Below are 17,727 nucleotides of genomic sequence, written 5' to 3'. Positions count from 1 at the left end.
GGCTACTCCCTACCGAGGGGTCTCAGTTCGTACTTGGGGTTGAACAGCACCCGGCGGCCCCGGCTCAGCGAGATCCGGCCCGATGCGATCAGCCTGCGCCCCGGTTCTATGCCGACGATGGAGCGCCTGCCGAGCCACACCACGTCCAGTGCGGCGGAGCCGTCGAACAGCTCGGCCTCCAGGGCCGGGACTCCGGCTCGCGGTCGTAGGGTGACCGTGCGCAAGGTACCAGTAACGGTGACGATCTGCCGGTCCTGACAGTCACCGATCCGGGTGCATCCGGTCGTGTCGGCGTCCTCGCGCAGCTCCTCCGACTCCAGGTCCTCCTGCGACGAGGAGAGCCGGTCGAGCATGCGCCGGAACCGGCCGGCCGGCTTTTCGGAACGAGGAACAGCACTCATGTCTGAAAGCCTACCGGGGCCCGCGGACACCGCCGTAGCCCAGCTCACGTCGTCCCCGAAAGCCCGGCTCACGTCGTCCCGGAAAGCCCGGCTCACGTCGTCCCCGAAAGCCCGGCTCACGTCTCGAACCGGTACCCCATCCCCGGCTCCGTGATGCGCCATCCCCCGGGGGCCAACCCCCGGACCCCCGGCCGGACCCCGGCTCACGTCTCGAACCGGTACCCCATCCCCGGCTCCGTGATGAAGTGCTTCGGGTGCGCGGGGTCCGTCTCCAGTTTCCTGCGGAGCTGGGCCATGTACACCCGCAGGTAGTTGGTCTCCGTCCCGTACGACGGTCCCCAGACCTCCTGGAGCAGCTGCTTCTGGCCGACCAGCCGGCCGGTGTTGCGGACCAGGACCTCCAGCAGGTGCCACTCGGTCGGCGTGAGCCGGACGTCGCGGCCGGCCCGGTTGACCTTCTTCGCGGCCAGGTCGACGGTGAACCCCTCGGTCTCCACCAGGACGTCGTCCTCGCCGCCCCCGGCGACGGGCTCGGCGCGCCGTACGGCGGCCCTGAGGCGGGCCAGCAGCTCGTCCATCCCGAAGGGCTTGGTGACGTAGTCGTCGGCACCCGCGTCGAGCGCCTCGACCTTCTCGTCGGAGGAGTGGCGGGCCGACAGGACCAGGATCGGCACCCGGGTCCAGCCGCGCAGCCCCCTGATCACCTCGACGCCGTCCATGTCCGGCAGGCCGAGGTCGAGCACGACCACGTCGGGGTGGCGGGAGGCGGCGAGCTCGAGGGCGGTACGGCCGTCGGGGGCCGCGTCGACCTCGTACTTGCGCGCCTTGAGGTTGATCACGAGGGCGCGCACGATCTGCGGCTCGTCGTCGACCACGAGCACACGGGTCATGAGGCCTGCCTTTCCGGTTCCGCCACTGCCTTCACCGTCTCCGCCGTCTCCCCCGCCGCCGCGGCGGAGGATCCCGCCGCGCGCAGGCTCAGGACCATGGTGAGCCCGCCGCCCGGCGTGTCCTCGGCGTCGAGGGTGCCGCCCATCGCCTCGGCGAAGCCGCGGGCGACCGCGAGCCCGAGTCCGACCCCGGCGCCGCGCGGAGCGTCACCGTAACGCTGGAAGGGCTCGAATATGCGCTCCTTGGCGTCGTCGGGCACGCCGGGCCCGCGGTCCACGATCCGCACCTCCACGCGGTCCGCGAGGGGACTGGCGGAGACGAGCACGGGCCGGTCGTACGGGCTGTACTTGACGGCGTTCTCGACCAGGTTGGCCACCGACCGCTCCAGCAGCCCGGCGTCGGCCTCGACCATCGGCAGGGTCTCGGGCACGTCCAGGTCCACGCTGCCCTCGGGGACGCCGACCAGCGCCATCGGGACCACCTCGTCGAGGTCGATCTCACGGACGATCGCGGTGACGGTGCCGGTCTGCAGCCGGGACATGTCGAGCAGGTTGCCGACGAGGTGGTCGAGCCGGTCGGCGCCCTCCTCGATGGCTTCGAGGAGTTCCGCCCGGTCCTCCTCGGACCAGGCCACGTCGTCCGAGCGGAGCGAGGTGACCGCCGCCTTGATCGCGGACAGCGGCGTGCGCAGGTCGTGGCTGACGGCCGCCAGCAGCGCGGTGCGGATCCGGTTGCCCTCGGCGAGCGCGCGGGCCTGTTCGGCCTCCTCCTGGAGGCGCCTGCGGTCCAGTACGACGGCTGCCTGGGCGGCGAAGGCGGCGAGCACCCTGCGGTCCTCGGCGGGCAGCACCCGGCCGGTCAGCGCGAGGGCCATGTGGTCGCCCACGGGCATGTCGACGTCGGCCTCCTCGGGCCGCTCCAGGGCGGGTCCGAAGCCGGCCCGTCCGGCGCAGGTCCAGGGCTCGACGTCGCCCGCCCGCTCCAGCAGGGCCGCGGACTCCATGCCGAAGGTCTCCCGGACCCGTTCGAGGAGTTCCTCCAGGCTGGTCTCGCCGCGCAGCACGTTGCCGGCGAGGAAGGAGAGGATCTCGGACTCGGCGCGCAGCCGGGCGGCCTGGTGGGTGCGGCGGGCGGCCAGGTCCACGACCGAGGCGACCGACAGCGCGACCCCGAAGAAGATCACTATGGCGACGATGTTCTTCGGGTCGGCGACGGTCAGCCGGTGCAGGGGCGGGGTGTAGAAGTAGTTGAGCAGCAGCGAGCCGAAGGCCGCCGAGGCCAGCGCCGGGAAGAGCCCGCCGAGCAGCGCCGCCGCGACCGTGAGGGTCAGGAACAGCAGCATGTCGTTGGCGAGGCCCAGGTTGACCGTGTTCAGCAGGACCGCCATGACGGCCGGGCCGGCCAGGCCGACCACCCAGCCCGCGATGATCCGGCCGCGCCCGAGCCGGGCACCCCGGGCCACCGGCAGCCCGCGGCCCTTGCCCGCCTCGCCGTGGGTGACGATGTGGACGTCCAGGTCGGGTCCCGACTCCCGGGCGACGGTGGCGCCGACGCCGGGTCCGAGGACGTACTGCCAGGCCTTGCGGCGTGAGGAGCCGAGGACGATCTGGGTGGCGTTGACCCCGCGCGCGAAGTCGAGCAGTGCCGCCGGGATGTCCTCGCCGACGACGTGGTGGAAGGTGCCGCCGAGGTCCTCGACGAGGGTGCGCTGGACGGCGAGTTCCTTCGGGGAGGCCGAGGTCAGTCCGTCGCTGCGGGAGATGTAGACGGCGAGCACCTCGCCGCCGGCGCCCTTCTCGGCGAGCCGGGCGGCCCGCCGGATCAGCGTGCGCCCCTCGGGGCCGCCGGTGAGCCCTACGACGATCCGCTCCCGGGAACCCCAGATCGCCGACACCTGGTGCTCGCTGCGGTACTGCTTCAGGTACTCGTCGGCCCGGTCCGCGACCCACAGCAGGGCGAGTTCCCGCAGGGCGGTGAGGTTGCCGGGCCGGAAGTAGTTGGACAGGGCCGCGTCGACCTTGTCCGGCTGGTAGATGTTGCCGTGCGCCATGCGCCGGCGCAGCGCCTGGGGTGACATGTCGACCAGTTCGATCTGGTCCGCGCGCCGTACCACCTCGTCGGGCACCGTCTCGCGCTGGCGTACGCCCGTGATGGCCTCGACGACGTCGCCGAGCGACTCCAGATGCTGGATGTTGACGGTGGAGACGACGTCGACGCCGGCCGCGAGCAGTTCCTCGACGTCCTGCCAGCGCTTGGCGTTGCGGGAGCCGGGGACGTTGGTGTGGGCGAGTTCGTCCACGAGGGCGACCGCGGGGGCGCGGCGCAGCACGGCGTCCACGTCCATCTCGGTGAAGACGGCGCCCCGGTACTCCAGCTCCCGGCGCGGGACCTGCTCCAGGCCGTGCAGCATCACCTCGGTGCGGGTGCGCCCGTGGTGTTCGACGAAGGCGACCACGCAGTCGGTGCCGCGCTCCACGCGCCGGTGCGCCTCGGAGAGCATGGCGTACGTCTTGCCCACGCCCGGTGCCGCACCGAGGTAGATCCGAAGCTTGCCGCGTGCCATGGCCCCATTGTCTTCCCGTAACTGCCGCCTACGCAGCGTCGACCTTACGGCCAACGGTCCCGGCGAGCGGGACGGAAGGCGGGGCCGCGGGCATCTTTGACGGAACCCTGATGGACGCGCGCGCCGGCGCCCGAGCCGAAAAGAGCCGCACCCGGAGGATGCGGCTCTCGAACGGTTCCGTCGGGCGCGGCGCCTAGCGGACCTCGGTGATCTCCGGTCCGCGCTGCAGCTGGCCCATGCCGCCGGAGAAGCGCGAGGACTCCTCCTGCTGGACGCCCTCGGGGACCATCTGGGCGTCGTTCGGCAGCTTCAGGACGATCGGGTCGCGGGGGGCCATCGGGCCCTCGCCGCGGACCACCACGGTGTCCCGGAAGATCTGCTCCAGGAGCCCGGCGGCCTGCGGCTGCACCGCCCCCTGCCCGGAGATCACCCCGCGCAGGAACCAGCGCGGCCCGTCCACGCCCACGAACCGCACGACCTGGAAGCCGCCCGTGCCGTCCGGCAGCTGCACCGGCACCTGGGCCCGCAGCTCCCAGCCCAGCGGACCCTCGACCTCGTCGACGATGCCGCCCTGCTGGGTGATGCCGGAGCCGATCTCCTCGCGCACCTCGCCCCAGATGCCCTCGCGCTTGGGCGCGGCGAAGGCCTGCAACTGGATGGCGCTGTCGCGCAGTACGACGGTCGCCGCGACGATCGCGTCGCCCGCGACCTCCACCCGGAGCTCCATGCCGTCCACTCCGGGCACGAACAGACCGCCGAGGTCCACCCGGCCCTCGCCGGGGTCGCGCACCTCACTGGCGTCCCACGGCCCGTCGGGCCGGGGCTCCGGTTCCAGGCGTACGCGCTCGCGCTCGCCCTCTTCCTCGTCCGCCTCGGTGTCGACGTTGTCGACGACCTGCTCGGCCTCGCCGGCCGCGTCCTCGGCGGCACCCTTCTTGTTGCGACGTCCGAACACGTCACTGTCCTTCCCGGTCGGATACGACCGAAGCGTATCGATTCCCACCCGTCCGACCGCCCTCGGCGGCCTGACCGCTTGTGCCGCTCACGTCGCCCACCGCGGCATGACCGCCGGTGGACCCGAAGCCCCCCTCGGCCCGCGCCGAGTCGGGAAGTTCCGCCACCTCCTGGAAGCGGACCCTCTCGACCTGCTGGACGACCAGTTGGGCGATCCGGTCGAAGCGCTCGAACCGCACGGCCTCGCGCGGGTCGAGATTCACCACGATCACCTTGATCTCCCCACGGTACCCGGCATCAATCGTCCCCGGGGCATTCACGAGAGCCACACCGCACCGGGCGGCGAGCCCCGAACGGGGGTGCACGAAGGCCGCGTACCCGTCCGGGAGGGCGATCGACACCCCCGTGGGCAGCACGGCCCGTTCACCCGGTGCCAGCTCGCACGCCTCGGTGGTGCGCAGATCGGCGCCCGCGTCACCGGGGTGCTCGTACGCGGGGAGCGGTACGTCGGGGTCGAGGCGGCGCAGCAGGACGTTCAGGGGAGCGGGGCTCACGGGTTCACCTCGAAGGCGCGGGCGCGCCTGATCCGGTCCGGGTCGCTCATGGCGGCCCGGATCTCTTCCTTGCGGCCGTGATCGGTGAAGTGCTCCACCGGCACCTCGATGAAGAGGGCGTCCGCGCGGACGGCGACGGGACCCTCCGGGCCGTCCACACGGCCGGTGGCGGTCGAGTAGATCTTCCGGCCCGCCACGGCGAGGACCTCGGCCGCCAAGTGGAGCGTGGTGCCGACGGGCACCGGCCGCACGAAGTCCGTCTCCAGACGTCCGGTGACGGCGATCTTCCGCAGCAGCCAGTTGAGCGAGCCGAGCGTCTCGTCGAGGGCGGTGGCGAGCACCCCGCCGTGCGCGAGACCCGGGGCGCCCTGGTGAGCGGGGCGCACGGTGAACTCGGCGGTCAGGGAGACCCCCTCGCCGGCCCGTGCCTCCAGGTGCAGCCCGTGCGCCTGCCCGTGGCCACATCCGAAACAGTGTTCGTAGTGTGCGCCGATGAGCTCGCCGGGCGCGGGCGCATCGGGATGCCGCTCGGGTTTCCGGCTACCGGCGGGAGGCTGAAGAGCTGCGGAACTACCACTCACAGCCGCAGACCTTACCCGCGCGTCCGGTGAATCCGGACACCGTGCCAAGCTTGCTCCATGCAGCTTTCCGCCACCCCGTACGAAGAACGCCTCACCGCCCCGCGGTCGTGGTGGTTCATCAGCTTCCTGGTCGGTGTCTCCTTCGCCCTGATACTGCTGCCCTTCGGCACCCTGCCGGCGCTCGGCGGCCTGGCCGGCGGCACGGCGGCGGCAGCGGTGGTGGCCAGCTCGTACGGCTCCCAGCGGATCCGGGTGGTGGGCGACTCGCTGATCGCGGGCGAGGCGAAGATCCCGGTGTCGGCCCTCGGCGAGGCACACGTCCTCGACCCCGAGGAGACACGCGCCTGGCGCACCTACAAGGCCGACGTGCGCGCGTTCCTGCTGCTGCGCGCCTACATCCCGACGGCACTGCGCGTGGAGGTCACGGACCCGCAGGACCCGACGCCGTACCTGTACCTGTCGACGAGGCAGCCGGAGGCCCTGGCGGCGGCGATCGAGGCGGCGAAGACCGCGCAGGCGTGAGGACCACCGCGCCGAGGTGAGGACCACGCAGGGGTGAGGGCCACGCAGGTGTGGCGGGTGTGACGGGCCCGGAGCGGGCGGGCGTCAGGCGCCGAAGTCCTCGGGCAGCTCGGCGATCGGCAGCGGCTCGGCCGGCTTCTCCAGCGGCGGCAGCTCCGGCAGTTCCTCCCAGGGCACCTGGATCTTTCTCAGGTCCTTGCGGATCCGCGCCGCGAGTTTCCTGGTGTCCCGGCGGTTCATGACCGCGCCCACCGCGGCGCCGACCATGAACGGCATCAGGTTGGGCAGATCCCGGACCATCCGCTTCATGATCTGCTGGCGCAGCTCGCGCTTCATCTGCCCGCCGAGGGCGTTGTTGACCGTCGACGGTCTCATCACGTCGATCCCGCGCTCCCCCGACCAGGAGGACAGATACGCGGTGCTGCGGGCCTTCAGGTTCCCCGGCGGCCGGGCGCCGTACACCTCGTGGAGTTCGGCGATCAGTTTGAGCTCGATCGCCGCCACCCCGGTGATCTCCGCGGCCAGCTCGGTCGGCATCGCCGGCGGCACCGGCAGCATCGCCGCCGCGCCGACCCCGGCCCCGACCGCCGAGGTCGCGCCCGCGGCGCCCGCCACCAGTTTGTCGGCGAGCTGCTCGGGCCCGAGGCCCGGGAACTGCCGGCGCAGGGTCGCGAGGTCACGTACGGGGACACGCGGGGCGATCTCGATGATCCGGTCGGCCAGGTACGCCAGCCCGGCCTTCGCCCGGCTGCCGCCCTTACGGGCGCCTTCCCGGGCCATCTCCACGGCCTTGCCGCGGATGACCGCGGCCCGTCGCCTGGCGACGGGCGCGGGCTGCTCCGACGGCGCCGGGAGGTCACCCCGGCCGGCCGCCGGTTCGAGCGAGGCTCCCGGATCGGACGAGCCCCGCTCGACGTCACGCGCGCGTGGGCCGTCGGACGGCCCCGAGTCCGCTCCCCGCAGAGGGAAACGGCGCTTCCGAGGTGGGGTCGAGCCAGTCATGCCCGACCCGCTCTCAGTCGCAGTCGCGGCAGATCGGCTGACCGTTCTTCTCGCGGGCCAGCTGGCTGCGGTGGTGCACCAGGAAGCAGCTCATGCAGGTGAACTCGTCCTGCTGCTTGGGCAGCACCCGGACGGCCAGTTCCTCGTTCGAGAGGTCCGCGCCGGGAAGTTCGAGGCCTTCCGCGGCCTCGAACTCGTCGACGTCCACCGAGGACGTCGACTTGTCGTTCCTCCGAGCCTTCAGCTCTTCAAGGCTGTCCGAGTCGACGTCGTCGTCGGTCTTGCGTGGAGTGTCGTAATCGGTTGCCATGTCGCTCTCCCCCTCTGGGTGTCTGCGGTGTCTCCAGCGCACGTAACGCGTGAGAGGCCGGACTTGTGCCCGACCCGAGGCGGAGATTTTGCCTCACATCAAGGTCTGTTACTCAATCGACACCCAACCGGACCCCTCAAGAGTGATCGGGTTGAATGGCGATGGGGACCGTACACGGTCCTCACGAGACACCTCAAAGGCGCCTCACCCTGTACTTCCCGTGATCAAGACCCCTGAAAACAGGGATTTTCCCGCCTTTATTCCCCCGGCCATGATCACTGAGAGTAGATGGCCGGAAATCCGCCCCTGTGATCGATCACACACGGGGCGACGCACCACGCCGTCCGAAAATTCAGCGCAAAGCGAACATCCCTCGCGTGTGTCGCGATCTTGTAAAGCCATCAGACCGGCAGCGTGACTCTCATCACGAGCCCTCCGCCCTCGCGGGGCTGGGCGGCGATGTGACCGCCGTGCGCCCGCGCCACGGAGCGCACGATGGACAGGCCGAGGCCGACGCCCTTGTCGCTGCCCGTGCGCTCGGTACGGAGCCGCCTGAAGGGCTCGAAGAGGTTGTCGATCTCGTACGCCGGCACCACCGGACCGGTGTTCGACACGGAGAGTACCGCCTGGCCGTGCTGGATCTCGGTGGTGACCTCGACCCACCCGTCCTCGGGCACGTTGTAGCGCACCGCGTTCTGCAGCAGGTTCAGGGCGATCCGCTCCAGCAGCACGCCGTTGCCCTGGACCACGGCCGGTTTCCGTACGCCCCTGATCGTCACGCCCTTGGCCTCCGCCTCGGCGTGCACCTGGTCGACGGCCTGGGTGGCCACCTCGGCCAGGTCGACGGGTTTGCGCTCGACGATCTGGTTGTCGCTGCGGGCGAGCAGCAGCAGGCCCTCCACGAGCTGCTCACTGCGCTCGTTGGTGGCCAGCAGCGTCTTGCCGAGCTGCTGGAGCTCCACGGGAGCGCCCGGATCGGAGAGGTGCACCTCCAGGAGCGTGCGGTTGATCGCCAGGGGCGTGCGCAGTTCGTGCGAGGCGTTGCCGACGAAGCGCTGCTGGGCGGTGAAGGCCCGCTGCAATCGCTCCAGCATGTCGTCGAAGGTGTCCGCGAGTTCCTTCAGCTCGTCGTCGGGGCCGTCCAGCTCGATCCGGCGGGACAGGTCCGAGCCGGCCACCGCGCGGGCGGTCCGGGTGATCCGGCCGAGCGGGGACAGCACCCGGCCGGCCATCGCGTAGCCGAACGCGAAGGCGATCACGGCCAGGCCCAGCAGGGCGAGCAGCGAGCGGCTGAGCAGGTTGTCCAGGGCCGCCTGGCGCTGGTGGTCCACGCACTGGGCGATCGCGCTGTTGAAGTCCCCCAGCGACAGGGAGCTGGAGCCGGCCATGTTGATCGCGGGGCAGTTGTCGCTGGAGACCGACAGCTTGTCGTAGCCGACGATCTTGAACAGCGGCTGGTTGCCGGTGCTGATCGCCTGCGCGGCGAGCAGGTAGATGATCGACAGCAGCAGGATGCCGGCGATCAGGAACATGCCGCCGTACAGCAGGGTGAGCCGTATCCGGATGGTCGGGCGCAGCCACGGGAAGACCGGCTGCGGTCTCCTGGGGTCCCAGGTGGGCTTCGGAGGGGCCTGCGGGGGTGCGGGAGTGGTCGCCACGTTCATCAGATCCGGTATCCCGAGCCGGGGACGGTGACGATGACAGGGGGCTCGCCGAGCTTGCGGCGCAGGGTCATCACGGTCACGCGCACCACGTTGGTGAAGGGGTCGGTGTTCTCGTCCCAGGCCTTCTCCAGGAGCTGCTCGGCGCTGACCACCGCGCCCTCGCTGCGCATCAGCACCTCCAGGACGGCGAACTCCTTGGGCGCGAGCTGGACCTCCTTGCCGTCCCGGAAGACCTCGCGGCGGTTCGGGTCGAGCTTGATGCCGGCGCGCTCCAGGACGGGCGGCAGCGGCACGCTGGTACGCCGGCCGAGGGCGCGCACGCGGGCGATGAGCTCGCTGAACGCGAAGGGCTTGGGGAGGTAGTCGTCGGCGCCGATCTCCAGGCCCTCGACGCGGTCGCTGACGTCGCCGGACGCGGTGAGCATCAGCACGCGCGTGGGCATGCCGAGTTCGACGATCTTGCGGCAGACGTCGTCGCCGTGCACGAGGGGGAGGTCCCGGTCGAGGACGACCACGTCGTAGTCGTTGACGCCGATGCGCTCCAGGGCGGCCGCGCCGTCGTACACGACGTCGACGGCCATGGCCTCCCGGCGCAGTCCGGTGGCCACCGCATCGGCGAGCAGCTGCTCGTCCTCGACGACGAGTACGCGCACGTCGCTTGTCCTTCCTCTGTCCACCCGCGTAGCGCGCACCAGGCGCACCCGGGCGGGGGTCTGCATGGGGTGTGGTGCCTCCATCCTGCCCTTTTCGGCCGTAAGTCGGCAGTAAGACGGGGGCCGGGACAGCCGGATCGGATGCCGTGGGGCGGGAATGCCAGATTTTCTCCTGCGGTTGAGGTTTCCACGGAGGGGAGCGGGGGGAGGACCGCATGTACACCCCGCGATCACGCTCTGCATGTGCCGCAGCACCATGCGGTACGTACGTCGCCGCTACAGCAGAGTGGACGACGGGGGTGTCCGGCACCGTCGCCGCCCAGCAGGGCAGCGCTGGGCACCCGCTAAGACGTGATCGCCCCTTCCCAACGGCACTTCCCCGTGCCACCGACCCACGACCCAGGACGAGGGGGCGCAGCATGGACGCATTCACGACAGGACTTCTGCAGCGCATAAAGGCGACCGAGTCCGACATCACCCGGGCTCGTGACGAGGGCGACGACTTCCTCGTCGAAGTGGAGCAGGCCGAGCTCGACGACCTGCGCCGCCTCGCCGCCGAACACGGTGTGGAAGTCGGCGCGACCAGCGTCTGACAGTCCCGCAGCAGCAGCACACCGGCACACGAGCAGGGCCCCGGCGAATCCAGCGCCGGGGCCCTGCTCGTGTGTGATCTCCTACCCCCGCATCGGCGTTCGATTCCTGCCGGCCGCCGTTGCGAGCATCTTCCCGGGACCGGGACCGCGCCCGGGGCGGCCCTCAGTCGTGCCAGGCCCCGAAGTCCTCCAGGAGGCGCTGGAGGGGCTCGAAGACCCCTGGGGTGCCCGCGACCGTCAGGTCCCGGGACGGGCGTTCTCCGGGGCGGCCACCCGTCAGGGCACCGGCCTCGCGCGCGATCAGGTCGCCCGCGCCCCAGTCCCACGCGTTCAGGCCGCGCTCGAAGTACCCGTCCAGCCGGCCGCAGGCCAGGTCGCACAGGTCGATCGCGGCCGAACCGCCGCGGCGTATGTCGCGCAGCAGCGGGATCAGCCGGGCGGCGACCTCGGCCTGGTGGGTGCGGACGTCCGTCACGTAGTTGAAGCCCGTGGAGACCAGGGCCTCGGCCAGCGGCGCGGCCGGCCGGCAGGCCAGCGCCCGCTCGCCCCGCCACGCCCCGGTCGCCCAGGCCCCGCCGCCCCGCACCGCGTGGTACGTCTCGCCCCGCATCGGCGCCGCCACGACCCCGACCACGGTCTCCCCGTCCTGCTCGGCGGCGATGGACACCGCCCAGGTCGGCAGGCCGTACAGGTAGTTGACCGTGCCGTCGAGCGGGTCGATCACCCAGCGGATCCCGCTCGTGCCCGGCGTCGACGCGCCCTCCTCGCCGAGGAAGCCGTCGTCGGGCCGGTGGCCGGAGATCAGGTCGGTGATGAGCTTCTCGGCCGCGATGTCCATCTCGGTCACGACGTCGATCGGGCTGGACTTCGTACGGGCCACGGAGAGGTCGGCCGGACGGCCGTCCCGCAGCAGCTCGCCCGCGCGGGCGGCCGCCTCCCGGGCGAGGTCCAGCAGGTCCGAGTACGGGGCGTCGGTCACGGGGCTCCTCACGCGTAGGGGCTGTCGGCGCCCGCGGCGGCCGGCCGGGGAGCACGGGCGGGGCAGCAGCCGACGGGGCAGAGGTCGTGGCTCGCGCCGAGCGCGCCCAGGACGCAGGGCGCGACCTCCTGGCCGCGCTCCCTGGCGGCGCGCTCCAGGACGAGGTCACGGATCGCGGCGGCGAACCGCGGGTCGTCGCCGACGGTCGCGGACCGCCGTACCGGCAGGCCCAGCTCCGCGGCCTTGGCCGTGGCCTCCGTGTCGAGGTCGTAGAGGACCTCCATGTGGTCGGAGACGAAGCCGATGGGGGCCATGACGACGGCGGGGACGCCCGCCCCGTGCAGGTCCTCCAGGTGGTCGCAGATGTCGGGTTCCAGCCACGGGATGGTCGGGGCGCCCGAGCGGGACTGGTAGACGAGCCGCCAGGGGTGGTCGACGCCGGTGCGCTCGCGGACGGCGTCGGCGATCACCTCGGCCACGTCCAGGTGCTCCTCGACGTACGCGCCGCCCTCGCCGTGCGCCTCGACGGGGCCGGAGGTGTCCGCGGACGCGGTCGGGATGGAGTGGGTGGTGAACGCGATGTGGGCGCCCGCACGGACGTCCTCGGGCAGGTCGGCGAGCGAGGCGAGCACCCCGTCGATCATCGGGGCGAGGAAGCCGGGGTGGTTGAAGTAGTGCCGCAGCTTGTCGATCCTCGGCAGTTCCAGGCCCTCGGCCTCCAGCGCGGCCAGCGAGTCGGCGAGGTTCTCGCGGTACTGGCGGCAGCCCGAGTAGGAGGCGTAGGCGCTGGTGGCGAGCACCAGGATGCGTCGGCGGCCGTCGGCGACCATCTCGCGCAGGGTGTCCGTCAGGTACGGCGCCCAGTTGCGGTTGCCCCAGTAGATCGGCAGGTCCAGGCCGTGCTCGGCGAAGTCCTTGCGCAGGGCGTCCAGCAGGGCGCGGTTCTGGTCGTTGATCGGGCTGACTCCGCCGAACAGGAAGTAGTGCTGCCCGACCTCCTTGAGGCGTTCCTTCGGGATACCTCGCCCGCGTGTCACGTTCTCCAGGAACGGGACCACGTCGTCCGGGCCTTCCGGGCCGCCGAAGGAGAGCAGGAGCAGGGCGTCGTAGGGGGTGGCATCGAGCGCGTCTGACATGAGCCGATCCTGCCACCCGGCACTGACGGCCCGGAAACAGGAGCGTGAAGAGTCGGATTCGGGAGCTTTATCCCGGCCGCCGACCGGGTGCATCCGGGCGCCCCCACTCGTAAGCTGTATCAGCCGCAGTCACGCCTTACCCAGCCGTCGGAGTCCCCGTGCCCAGCCCTTATCGCGCTCTGTTCGCCGCACCCGGCACGAAGGGCTTCTCCGCCGCGGGCTTCGTCGGCCGGATGCCGCTGTCCATGATGGGCATCGGCGTGGTCACGATGGTCTCCCAGATCAGCGGGCGGTACGGCCTCGCGGGCGCGCTCTCCGCGACCATCGCACTGTCCGCCGCCGCGATCGGCCCGCAGGTGTCCCGGTCGGTCGACCAGTACGGCCAGCGCCGGATGCTGCGCCCCGCGACGCTGCTCGCGCTCGCGGCGGCGGCCGGGCTGCTGTTCGCCGCGCACTACGGGTGGCCGGACTGGACGCTGTTCGTGTGCGCCGCCGGGATCGGCGCGGTGCCGAGTCTGGGCGCGATGATCCGGGCCCGCTGGGCGGTCCTGTACCGGGGCACCCCGCAGCTGCACACCGCCTACTCGTTCGAGTCCGTCGTCGACGAGGTCTGCTTCATCTTCGGGCCGATCATCTCCATCGGTCTGTCCACGGCCTGGTTCCCGGAGGCGGGACCGCTGCTGGCCGCCTGCTTCCTGGCGGCCGGCGTCTTCTGGCTGACCGCCCAGCGGGCCACCGAGCCGCAGCCGCACCCGCGCGAGCACCACGGCGGCGGCTCGGCGCTGCGCGCGTCCGGCCTCCAGGTGCTGGTGGCGACCTTCGTGGCCACCGGGGCGATCTTCGGGGCGGTGGACGTGGTGACCGTCGCCTTCGCCGACGAACGCGGCCACAAGGGCGCTTCCAGCGTGGTCCTGGCCCTGTACGCGGCCGGTTCCTGCGCGGCCGGGGTGGTCTTCGGCCTGATGCGGTTCGCGGGCAGGCCGGAACGCAGGTGGCTGCTGGGCATATGTGCGATGGCCGTGAGTATGATCCCCCTCCTACTGGTCGGAAACTTGCCGCTTCTGGCCGTGGCGCTGTTCGTTTCGGGCCTGTCCATCGCACCGACGATGATCACGACGATGTCCCTCATCGAAGAGCACGTACCTCGCGCGAAGCTCACCGAGGGCATGACCTGGGTGAGCACCGGCCTCGCGGTCGGGGTGGCGCTCGGCTCCTCGGTCGCCGGCTGGGTGATCGACGCGGCCGGCGCCCGTGCGGGGTACGGGGTCCCGGCCGTGTCCGGGGCCGTCGCGGTCGCGGTCGGTTTCCTCGGGTACCGCCGGCTCAACAGGCCGGTCACGCGTCGGGGAGGCACCGTTGAGCAGTACAGCGAGCGGCAGGAGCGGCACGTGGCGTAACTGGGGCGGGAACGTCACCGTTCGCCCCGCGCGGGAGGTCGCCCCCGCCTCCGTCGACGAGCTGGCCGCGGCCGTACGGCAGGCGGCACGGGACGGACTGAAGGTGAAGGCGGTGGGCAGCGGCCACTCCTTCACCGCGATCGCGGCGACCGACGGTGTCTCGATCCGCCCTCACCTGCTGACGGGCATCCGCGCCATCGACCGCAAGGCGATGACCGTCACGGTCGAGGCCGGCACCCCGCTCAAGAGGCTCAATGTGGCCCTGGCCCGCGAGGGTCTGTCGCTGACCAACATGGGCGACATCATGGAGCAGACGGTCTCCGGGGCCACCAGCACCGGCACCCACGGCACCGGCCGGGAGTCCGCCTCGCTCGCCGCCCAGATCAGGGAACTCGAGCTGGTCACCGCCGACGGCTCCGTGCTCACCTGCTCCGAGAAGGAGAATCCGGAGGTCTTCGCGGCCGCCCGGATCGGCCTGGGCGCCCTCGGCATCGTCACCGCGATCACCTTCGCGGTGGAGCCGGTCTTCCTGCTCACCGCGCGCGAGGAACCGATGCCCCTGGACCGGGTCCTCGCCGAGTTCGACGAGCTCCGCACCGAGAACGAGCACTTCGAGTTCTACTGGTTCCCGCACACCGGCAACACCAACACCAAGCGCAACAACCGCAGCGCGGGCCCGCCGCAGCCGGTGGGACAGCTCGCCGGCTGGTTCGAGGACGAGTTCCTCTCCAACGGCGTCTTCCACGCGGCCCAGTTGGTCGGCCGCGCGGCCCCCGCCGTCGTGCCGGCCATCGCCCGGATCTCCAGCAGGGCACTGTCCGCGCGGACCTACACGGACATCCCCTACAAGGTCTTCACATCGCCGCGCCGGGTGCGCTTCGTGGAGATGGAGTACGCCGTTCCGCGCGAGGCGCTGGTGGACACGCTGCGGGAACTGAAGTCGGCGGTCGACCGTTCCGGTCTCAGGGTCAACTTCCCGGTCGAGGTCCGCACCGCCCCCGCCGACGACATCGCGCTGTCCACCGCATCCGCCCGCGACAGCGCCTACATCGCCGTACACATGTTCCGGGGCACCCCCTACCAGGCGTACTTCACGACCGCCGAGCGGATCTTCACCGCGCACGAGGGGCGTCCGCACTGGGGCAAGGTGCACACCCGCGACGCGGACTACTTCGCGGAGGTCTATCCCCGCTTCGGCGAGTTCACGGCGCTGCGGGACCGGCTTGATCCGGACCGGCTGTTCCAGAACGACTACCTGCGGAGGGTTCTGGGGCAGTAGCCGAGGAGCCGGTGGGCGTGGGAGTCGCGTTCGGCTGCCCGTCCGCGCCCGACTCCCCGGCTGTGCCCGGGGTCCCGCTCGTGACCGGCGCCGGCGTCGTGGTCCCGGCGTCGGCGGGCGTCCGCGCCGGGCTCCTCGACGACCCGTCCCGCGCCGGGGACGAGGGCGAAGGACCCGGCGAAGCGGTGCCGCCCTGCCCGGACTTCGGGACGGACGAGGCCGGGGTCCGCGAGGATCCCGACGCCCCGGACGGCCTGGTCCCGCCGGCGACGGCGCCGCTGACCGTCGTACCGGAGCCACCGCTGAAGCTGCCGCCGGAGACCAGTTCGTAGGTGCTGATGCCGGCCATGGTCACGGCGAACACCAACGCGGCCGCGACCAGCGGGCGCCGCCAGGTCCGCACCCGGGCGCGGTAGACGGTGCCCTCGGTGAACGCGCCGGGCGCCGCGGGTTCCGGGCCCCGGGGTCTGGCCGCCCCGGTCGCGTCGCGGAACTGCTGACCCGTGCGCTGGAAGAAATGCTGGAACAAGGTGCCGCCACAGGTGGCGATCACGCTCACGACGCCGGCACCGAGGATCGTGCCGTACACCCCGAAGGAGGATGCGAGTTTGGCGGCCATCACGGCGGCCACCGCACTGCCCGCGACCTGGGGCACGCTGAGGTCGATCCGCTTCGGACGTCCCTTCACCTCCTCCCCCGCTCTGGTCTCGACACCGGATCCGGGCCTTTCACGCATTCCTGAACCTTGCCTGCCCTTCCCCTATTTGTTCGACCGACTGCACAAGAAAAGGACGTACGGACGAAACCATTGGTTCCGTTTCTGCGGATTGCGTGAAGTACGCCACGTTCAAGATCCCCGCGAGCGGGCAACCGACGGTGGGTGAGCGGTTGTTGCGAGAAGTTCGGCGGCGTGCCAATCCACGCACGTGGCCCAAATGGAGTACTGTTGCGAGCCCTGGGTCCGGTCTCCCGCCAGGGTGTCCGGGGCCTTGCAGGACCGCCGGGAGGGGGCTCGTTGCACAGGGTGACGGAGTTGGTCACTTAGCGTTGCGAATAGGTAACCGTGCCATAACGGCGTTCCAGGGCCTGCGCCCGACACGCCGGGCAACTCGGCAAGGTTGTGGCAGGCTGCACCCGGGCAGGCCACACTCGACTAGCGGAAGCAGCGACGCACGTGACGTCGGCAGGCACCACCCGGGAGGTCCCCATGCCCGAACTGCGTGTCGTGGCCGTCTCCAATGACGGCACACGGCTGGTGCTCAAGGCTGCCGACTCTACGGAGTACACCCTTCCGATCGACGAACGGCTCCGTGCCGCCGTACGCGGCGACCGGCCCCGGCTCGGGCAGATCGAGATCGAGGTCGAGAGCCATCTGCGGCCCCGAGACATCCAGGCGCGGATACGTGCGGGCGCGACGGCGGAAGAGGTCGCGCAGCTCGCCGGGATCCCCGTCGACCGGGTGCGGCGCTTCGAGGGTCCGGTACTGGCCGAGCGCGCCTTCATGGCCGAGCGGGCCCGCAAGACGCCCGTCCGCCGGCCCGGTGAGAACTCCGGTCCACTGCTCGGCGAGGCCGTGCAGGAACGGCTGGTGCTGCGCGGTGCCGACAAGGACACCGTGCAGTGGGACTCCTGGCGCCGCGACGACGGCACCTGGGAGGTCCTCCTCGTCTACCGGGTCGCCGGTGAACCGCACTCGGCGAGCTGGACCTACGACCCGCCCCGGCGGCTCGTGCAGGCGGTCGACGACGAGGCCCGCTCGCTGATCGGCGAGTCCGACGACCTCGCGGTGCCGGAGCCCAGCTTTCCGTTCGTGCCCCGGATCGCACGGCTGCCGCGCGACCGGCCGCTGGACCGTCCCGGTGACCGGGACCGCGAGCGGCCGAGCCTGCCCGCGGCGGCCGAGCCGGTCGAGGAGACGGCCGCCGAGCGCGACTCGCTGACCAGCCTGCTGGAGGCGGTGCCGAGCTTCCGGGGCGACCTGGTGGTGCCGGAGCGCCCGGCGGAACCGCTGGAGGAGCCCGTCGAGGAACCGGTGGCCGAGGAGCCGCCGGCCCCCGCGGCCTCGGCCGGCTCCGCCTACGCCGACGTCCTCATGCCCCGCTCGGTCGGCGCCCACCGCGACCGGCTGATCGGTGCCACCGACCGCCAGGCCGAGGCCGACGGCGTCCGCCCGGGGCGCCGGGCCGCGGTGCCGAGCTGGGACGAGATCGTCTTCGGCACGCGCCGCAAGAAGCAGGAGTAGGCGCGA

The 17,727-nt window shown here is 71.7% G+C and carries 19 protein-coding genes; 7 read left to right on the top strand and 12 right to left on the bottom strand.

Going from position 1 to position 17,727, the window contains the following annotated elements; translation table 11 throughout:
- Positions 1 to 2: 2 nt before the first annotated feature.
- From AB0958_RS17850 to AB0958_RS17825, 6 genes are all read right to left on the bottom strand, one after another.
- Complete coding sequence (locus AB0958_RS17850) at positions 3 to 401, bottom strand: OB-fold nucleic acid binding domain-containing protein (protein ID WP_132893513.1); 399 nt, start codon at positions 399 to 401, stop codon at positions 3 to 5.
- Between the two features lie 203 nt (positions 402 to 604).
- Positions 605 to 1,291, bottom strand: a complete 687-nt coding sequence (locus tag AB0958_RS17845; protein WP_366891364.1) for a response regulator — start codon at positions 1,289 to 1,291, stop codon at positions 605 to 607.
- The gene (locus tag AB0958_RS17840; RefSeq protein WP_366891363.1) at positions 1,288 to 3,855 is read right to left on the bottom strand and encodes a sensor histidine kinase KdpD; all 2,568 of its coding nucleotides are present in this window, start codon (positions 3,853 to 3,855) and stop codon (positions 1,288 to 1,290) included. Before AB0958_RS17840 ends, AB0958_RS17845 begins: the two co-directional genes overlap by 4 nt.
- Positions 3,856 to 4,048: 193 nt before the next feature.
- A complete protein-coding gene (locus AB0958_RS17835; protein WP_366891362.1) occupies positions 4,049 to 4,810 on the bottom strand; it encodes a DUF3710 domain-containing protein in 762 nt (253 codons plus the stop codon).
- Position 4,811: 1 nt separating this feature from the next.
- Entirely contained in the window at positions 4,812 to 5,363 is a 552-nt protein-coding gene (gene dut / locus AB0958_RS17830) for a dUTP diphosphatase (protein ID WP_366891361.1), read from the bottom strand.
- A complete protein-coding gene (locus tag AB0958_RS17825) occupies positions 5,360 to 5,944 on the bottom strand; it encodes a PaaI family thioesterase (protein WP_366891360.1) in 585 nt (194 codons plus the stop codon). Before AB0958_RS17825 ends, dut begins: the two co-directional genes overlap by 4 nt.
- A 57-nt stretch (positions 5,945 to 6,001) precedes the next feature.
- On the opposite strand from AB0958_RS17825, the gene AB0958_RS17820 reads away from it, so the two are divergent.
- Positions 6,002 to 6,466, top strand: coding sequence for a DUF3093 domain-containing protein (locus tag AB0958_RS17820; protein ID WP_132893522.1), 465 nt, complete (start codon positions 6,002 to 6,004; stop codon positions 6,464 to 6,466).
- Between the two features lie 84 nt (positions 6,467 to 6,550).
- Here AB0958_RS17820 and AB0958_RS17815 read toward each other — a convergent pair whose 3' ends face one another.
- From AB0958_RS17815 to AB0958_RS17800, 4 genes are all read right to left on the bottom strand, one after another.
- A complete protein-coding gene (locus tag AB0958_RS17815) occupies positions 6,551 to 7,468 on the bottom strand; it encodes a hypothetical protein (protein ID WP_366891359.1) in 918 nt (305 codons plus the stop codon).
- Positions 7,469 to 7,481: 13 nt separating this feature from the next.
- Positions 7,482 to 7,778, bottom strand: a complete 297-nt coding sequence (locus AB0958_RS17810) for a DUF4193 domain-containing protein (RefSeq protein WP_003997302.1) — start codon at positions 7,776 to 7,778, stop codon at positions 7,482 to 7,484.
- A gap of 401 nt (positions 7,779 to 8,179) precedes the next feature.
- The gene (locus AB0958_RS17805) at positions 8,180 to 9,436 is read right to left on the bottom strand and encodes a HAMP domain-containing sensor histidine kinase (protein WP_366891408.1); all 1,257 of its coding nucleotides are present in this window, start codon (positions 9,434 to 9,436) and stop codon (positions 8,180 to 8,182) included.
- A gap of 5 nt (positions 9,437 to 9,441) precedes the next feature.
- On the bottom strand, positions 9,442 to 10,095 hold the full coding sequence (locus tag AB0958_RS17800) for a response regulator transcription factor (protein WP_003993508.1): 654 nt from the start codon (positions 10,093 to 10,095) through the stop codon (positions 9,442 to 9,444).
- Positions 10,096 to 10,514: 419 nt separating this feature from the next.
- On the opposite strand from AB0958_RS17800, the gene AB0958_RS17795 reads away from it, so the two are divergent.
- Positions 10,515 to 10,688: a hypothetical protein gene (locus AB0958_RS17795; protein ID WP_165939545.1), complete on the top strand. Its 174-nt coding sequence runs from the start codon at positions 10,515 to 10,517 to the stop codon at positions 10,686 to 10,688.
- A gap of 163 nt (positions 10,689 to 10,851) precedes the next feature.
- Here AB0958_RS17795 and AB0958_RS17790 read toward each other — a convergent pair whose 3' ends face one another.
- Positions 10,852 to 11,667, bottom strand: coding sequence for an inositol monophosphatase family protein (locus tag AB0958_RS17790; protein ID WP_366891358.1), 816 nt, complete (start codon positions 11,665 to 11,667; stop codon positions 10,852 to 10,854).
- An 8-nt stretch (positions 11,668 to 11,675) separates the two neighbouring features.
- Positions 11,676 to 12,803: a ferrochelatase gene (locus AB0958_RS17785; protein ID WP_366891356.1), complete on the bottom strand. Its 1,128-nt coding sequence runs from the start codon at positions 12,801 to 12,803 to the stop codon at positions 11,676 to 11,678.
- Between the two features lie 158 nt (positions 12,804 to 12,961).
- Between AB0958_RS17785 and AB0958_RS17780 the strand changes: the two genes are divergently transcribed.
- The 5 genes from AB0958_RS17780 to sepH all read left to right on the top strand — a co-directional run bounded on the left by AB0958_RS17780 (position 12,962) and on the right by sepH (position 17,721).
- Positions 12,962 to 14,200, top strand: coding sequence for an MFS transporter (locus tag AB0958_RS17780; protein ID WP_366891355.1), 1,239 nt, complete (start codon positions 12,962 to 12,964; stop codon positions 14,198 to 14,200).
- A complete protein-coding gene (locus tag AB0958_RS17775; protein ID WP_366891354.1) occupies positions 14,160 to 15,479 on the top strand; it encodes a D-arabinono-1,4-lactone oxidase in 1,320 nt (439 codons plus the stop codon). The genes AB0958_RS17780 and AB0958_RS17775 overlap by 41 nt, the downstream gene beginning before the upstream one ends.
- Positions 15,480 to 15,496: 17 nt before the next feature.
- The gene (locus AB0958_RS17770) at positions 15,497 to 15,811 is read left to right on the top strand and encodes a hypothetical protein (protein ID WP_366891353.1); all 315 of its coding nucleotides are present in this window, start codon (positions 15,497 to 15,499) and stop codon (positions 15,809 to 15,811) included.
- A gap of 210 nt (positions 15,812 to 16,021) precedes the next feature.
- Complete coding sequence (locus tag AB0958_RS17765; RefSeq protein WP_366891352.1) at positions 16,022 to 16,363, top strand: hypothetical protein; 342 nt, start codon at positions 16,022 to 16,024, stop codon at positions 16,361 to 16,363.
- 323 nt (positions 16,364 to 16,686) lie between these two features.
- A complete protein-coding gene (gene sepH, locus AB0958_RS17760; protein ID WP_366891351.1) occupies positions 16,687 to 17,721 on the top strand; it encodes a septation protein SepH in 1,035 nt (344 codons plus the stop codon).
- Positions 17,722 to 17,727: the final 6 nt, after the last annotated feature.

The sequence above is a fragment of the Streptomyces sp. NPDC006655 genome (genome assembly GCF_040703965.1).
GTDB lineage: Bacteria > Actinomycetota > Actinomycetes > Streptomycetales > Streptomycetaceae > Streptomyces.
Note: the sequence above shows the minus strand (reverse complement) of the source record. Positions and strands in the feature narration are given on the sequence as shown.

Bases quoted from the DNA above. Each gene is read 5' to 3' on its own strand.
- AB0958_RS17850 (WP_132893513.1), bottom strand. From the start codon at position 401: ATGAGTGCTGTTCCTCGTTCCGAAAAGCCGGCCGGCCGGTTCCGGCGC.
- AB0958_RS17845 (WP_366891364.1), bottom strand. From the start codon at position 1,291: ATGACCCGTGTGCTCGTGGTCGACGACGAGCCGCAGATCGTGCGCGCC.
- AB0958_RS17840 (WP_366891363.1), bottom strand. From the start codon at position 3,855: ATGGCACGCGGCAAGCTTCGGATCTACCTCGGTGCGGCACCGGGCGTG.
- AB0958_RS17820 (WP_132893522.1), top strand. From the start codon at position 6,002: ATGCAGCTTTCCGCCACCCCGTACGAAGAACGCCTCACCGCCCCGCGG.
- AB0958_RS17815 (WP_366891359.1), bottom strand. From the start codon at position 7,468: ATGACTGGCTCGACCCCACCTCGGAAGCGCCGTTTCCCTCTGCGGGGA.
- AB0958_RS17810 (WP_003997302.1), bottom strand. From the start codon at position 7,778: ATGGCAACCGATTACGACACTCCACGCAAGACCGACGACGACGTCGAC.
- AB0958_RS17795 (WP_165939545.1), top strand. From the start codon at position 10,515: ATGGACGCATTCACGACAGGACTTCTGCAGCGCATAAAGGCGACCGAG.
- AB0958_RS17785 (WP_366891356.1), bottom strand. From the start codon at position 12,803: ATGTCAGACGCGCTCGATGCCACCCCCTACGACGCCCTGCTCCTGCTC.
- sepH (WP_366891351.1), top strand. From the start codon at position 16,687: ATGCCCGAACTGCGTGTCGTGGCCGTCTCCAATGACGGCACACGGCTG.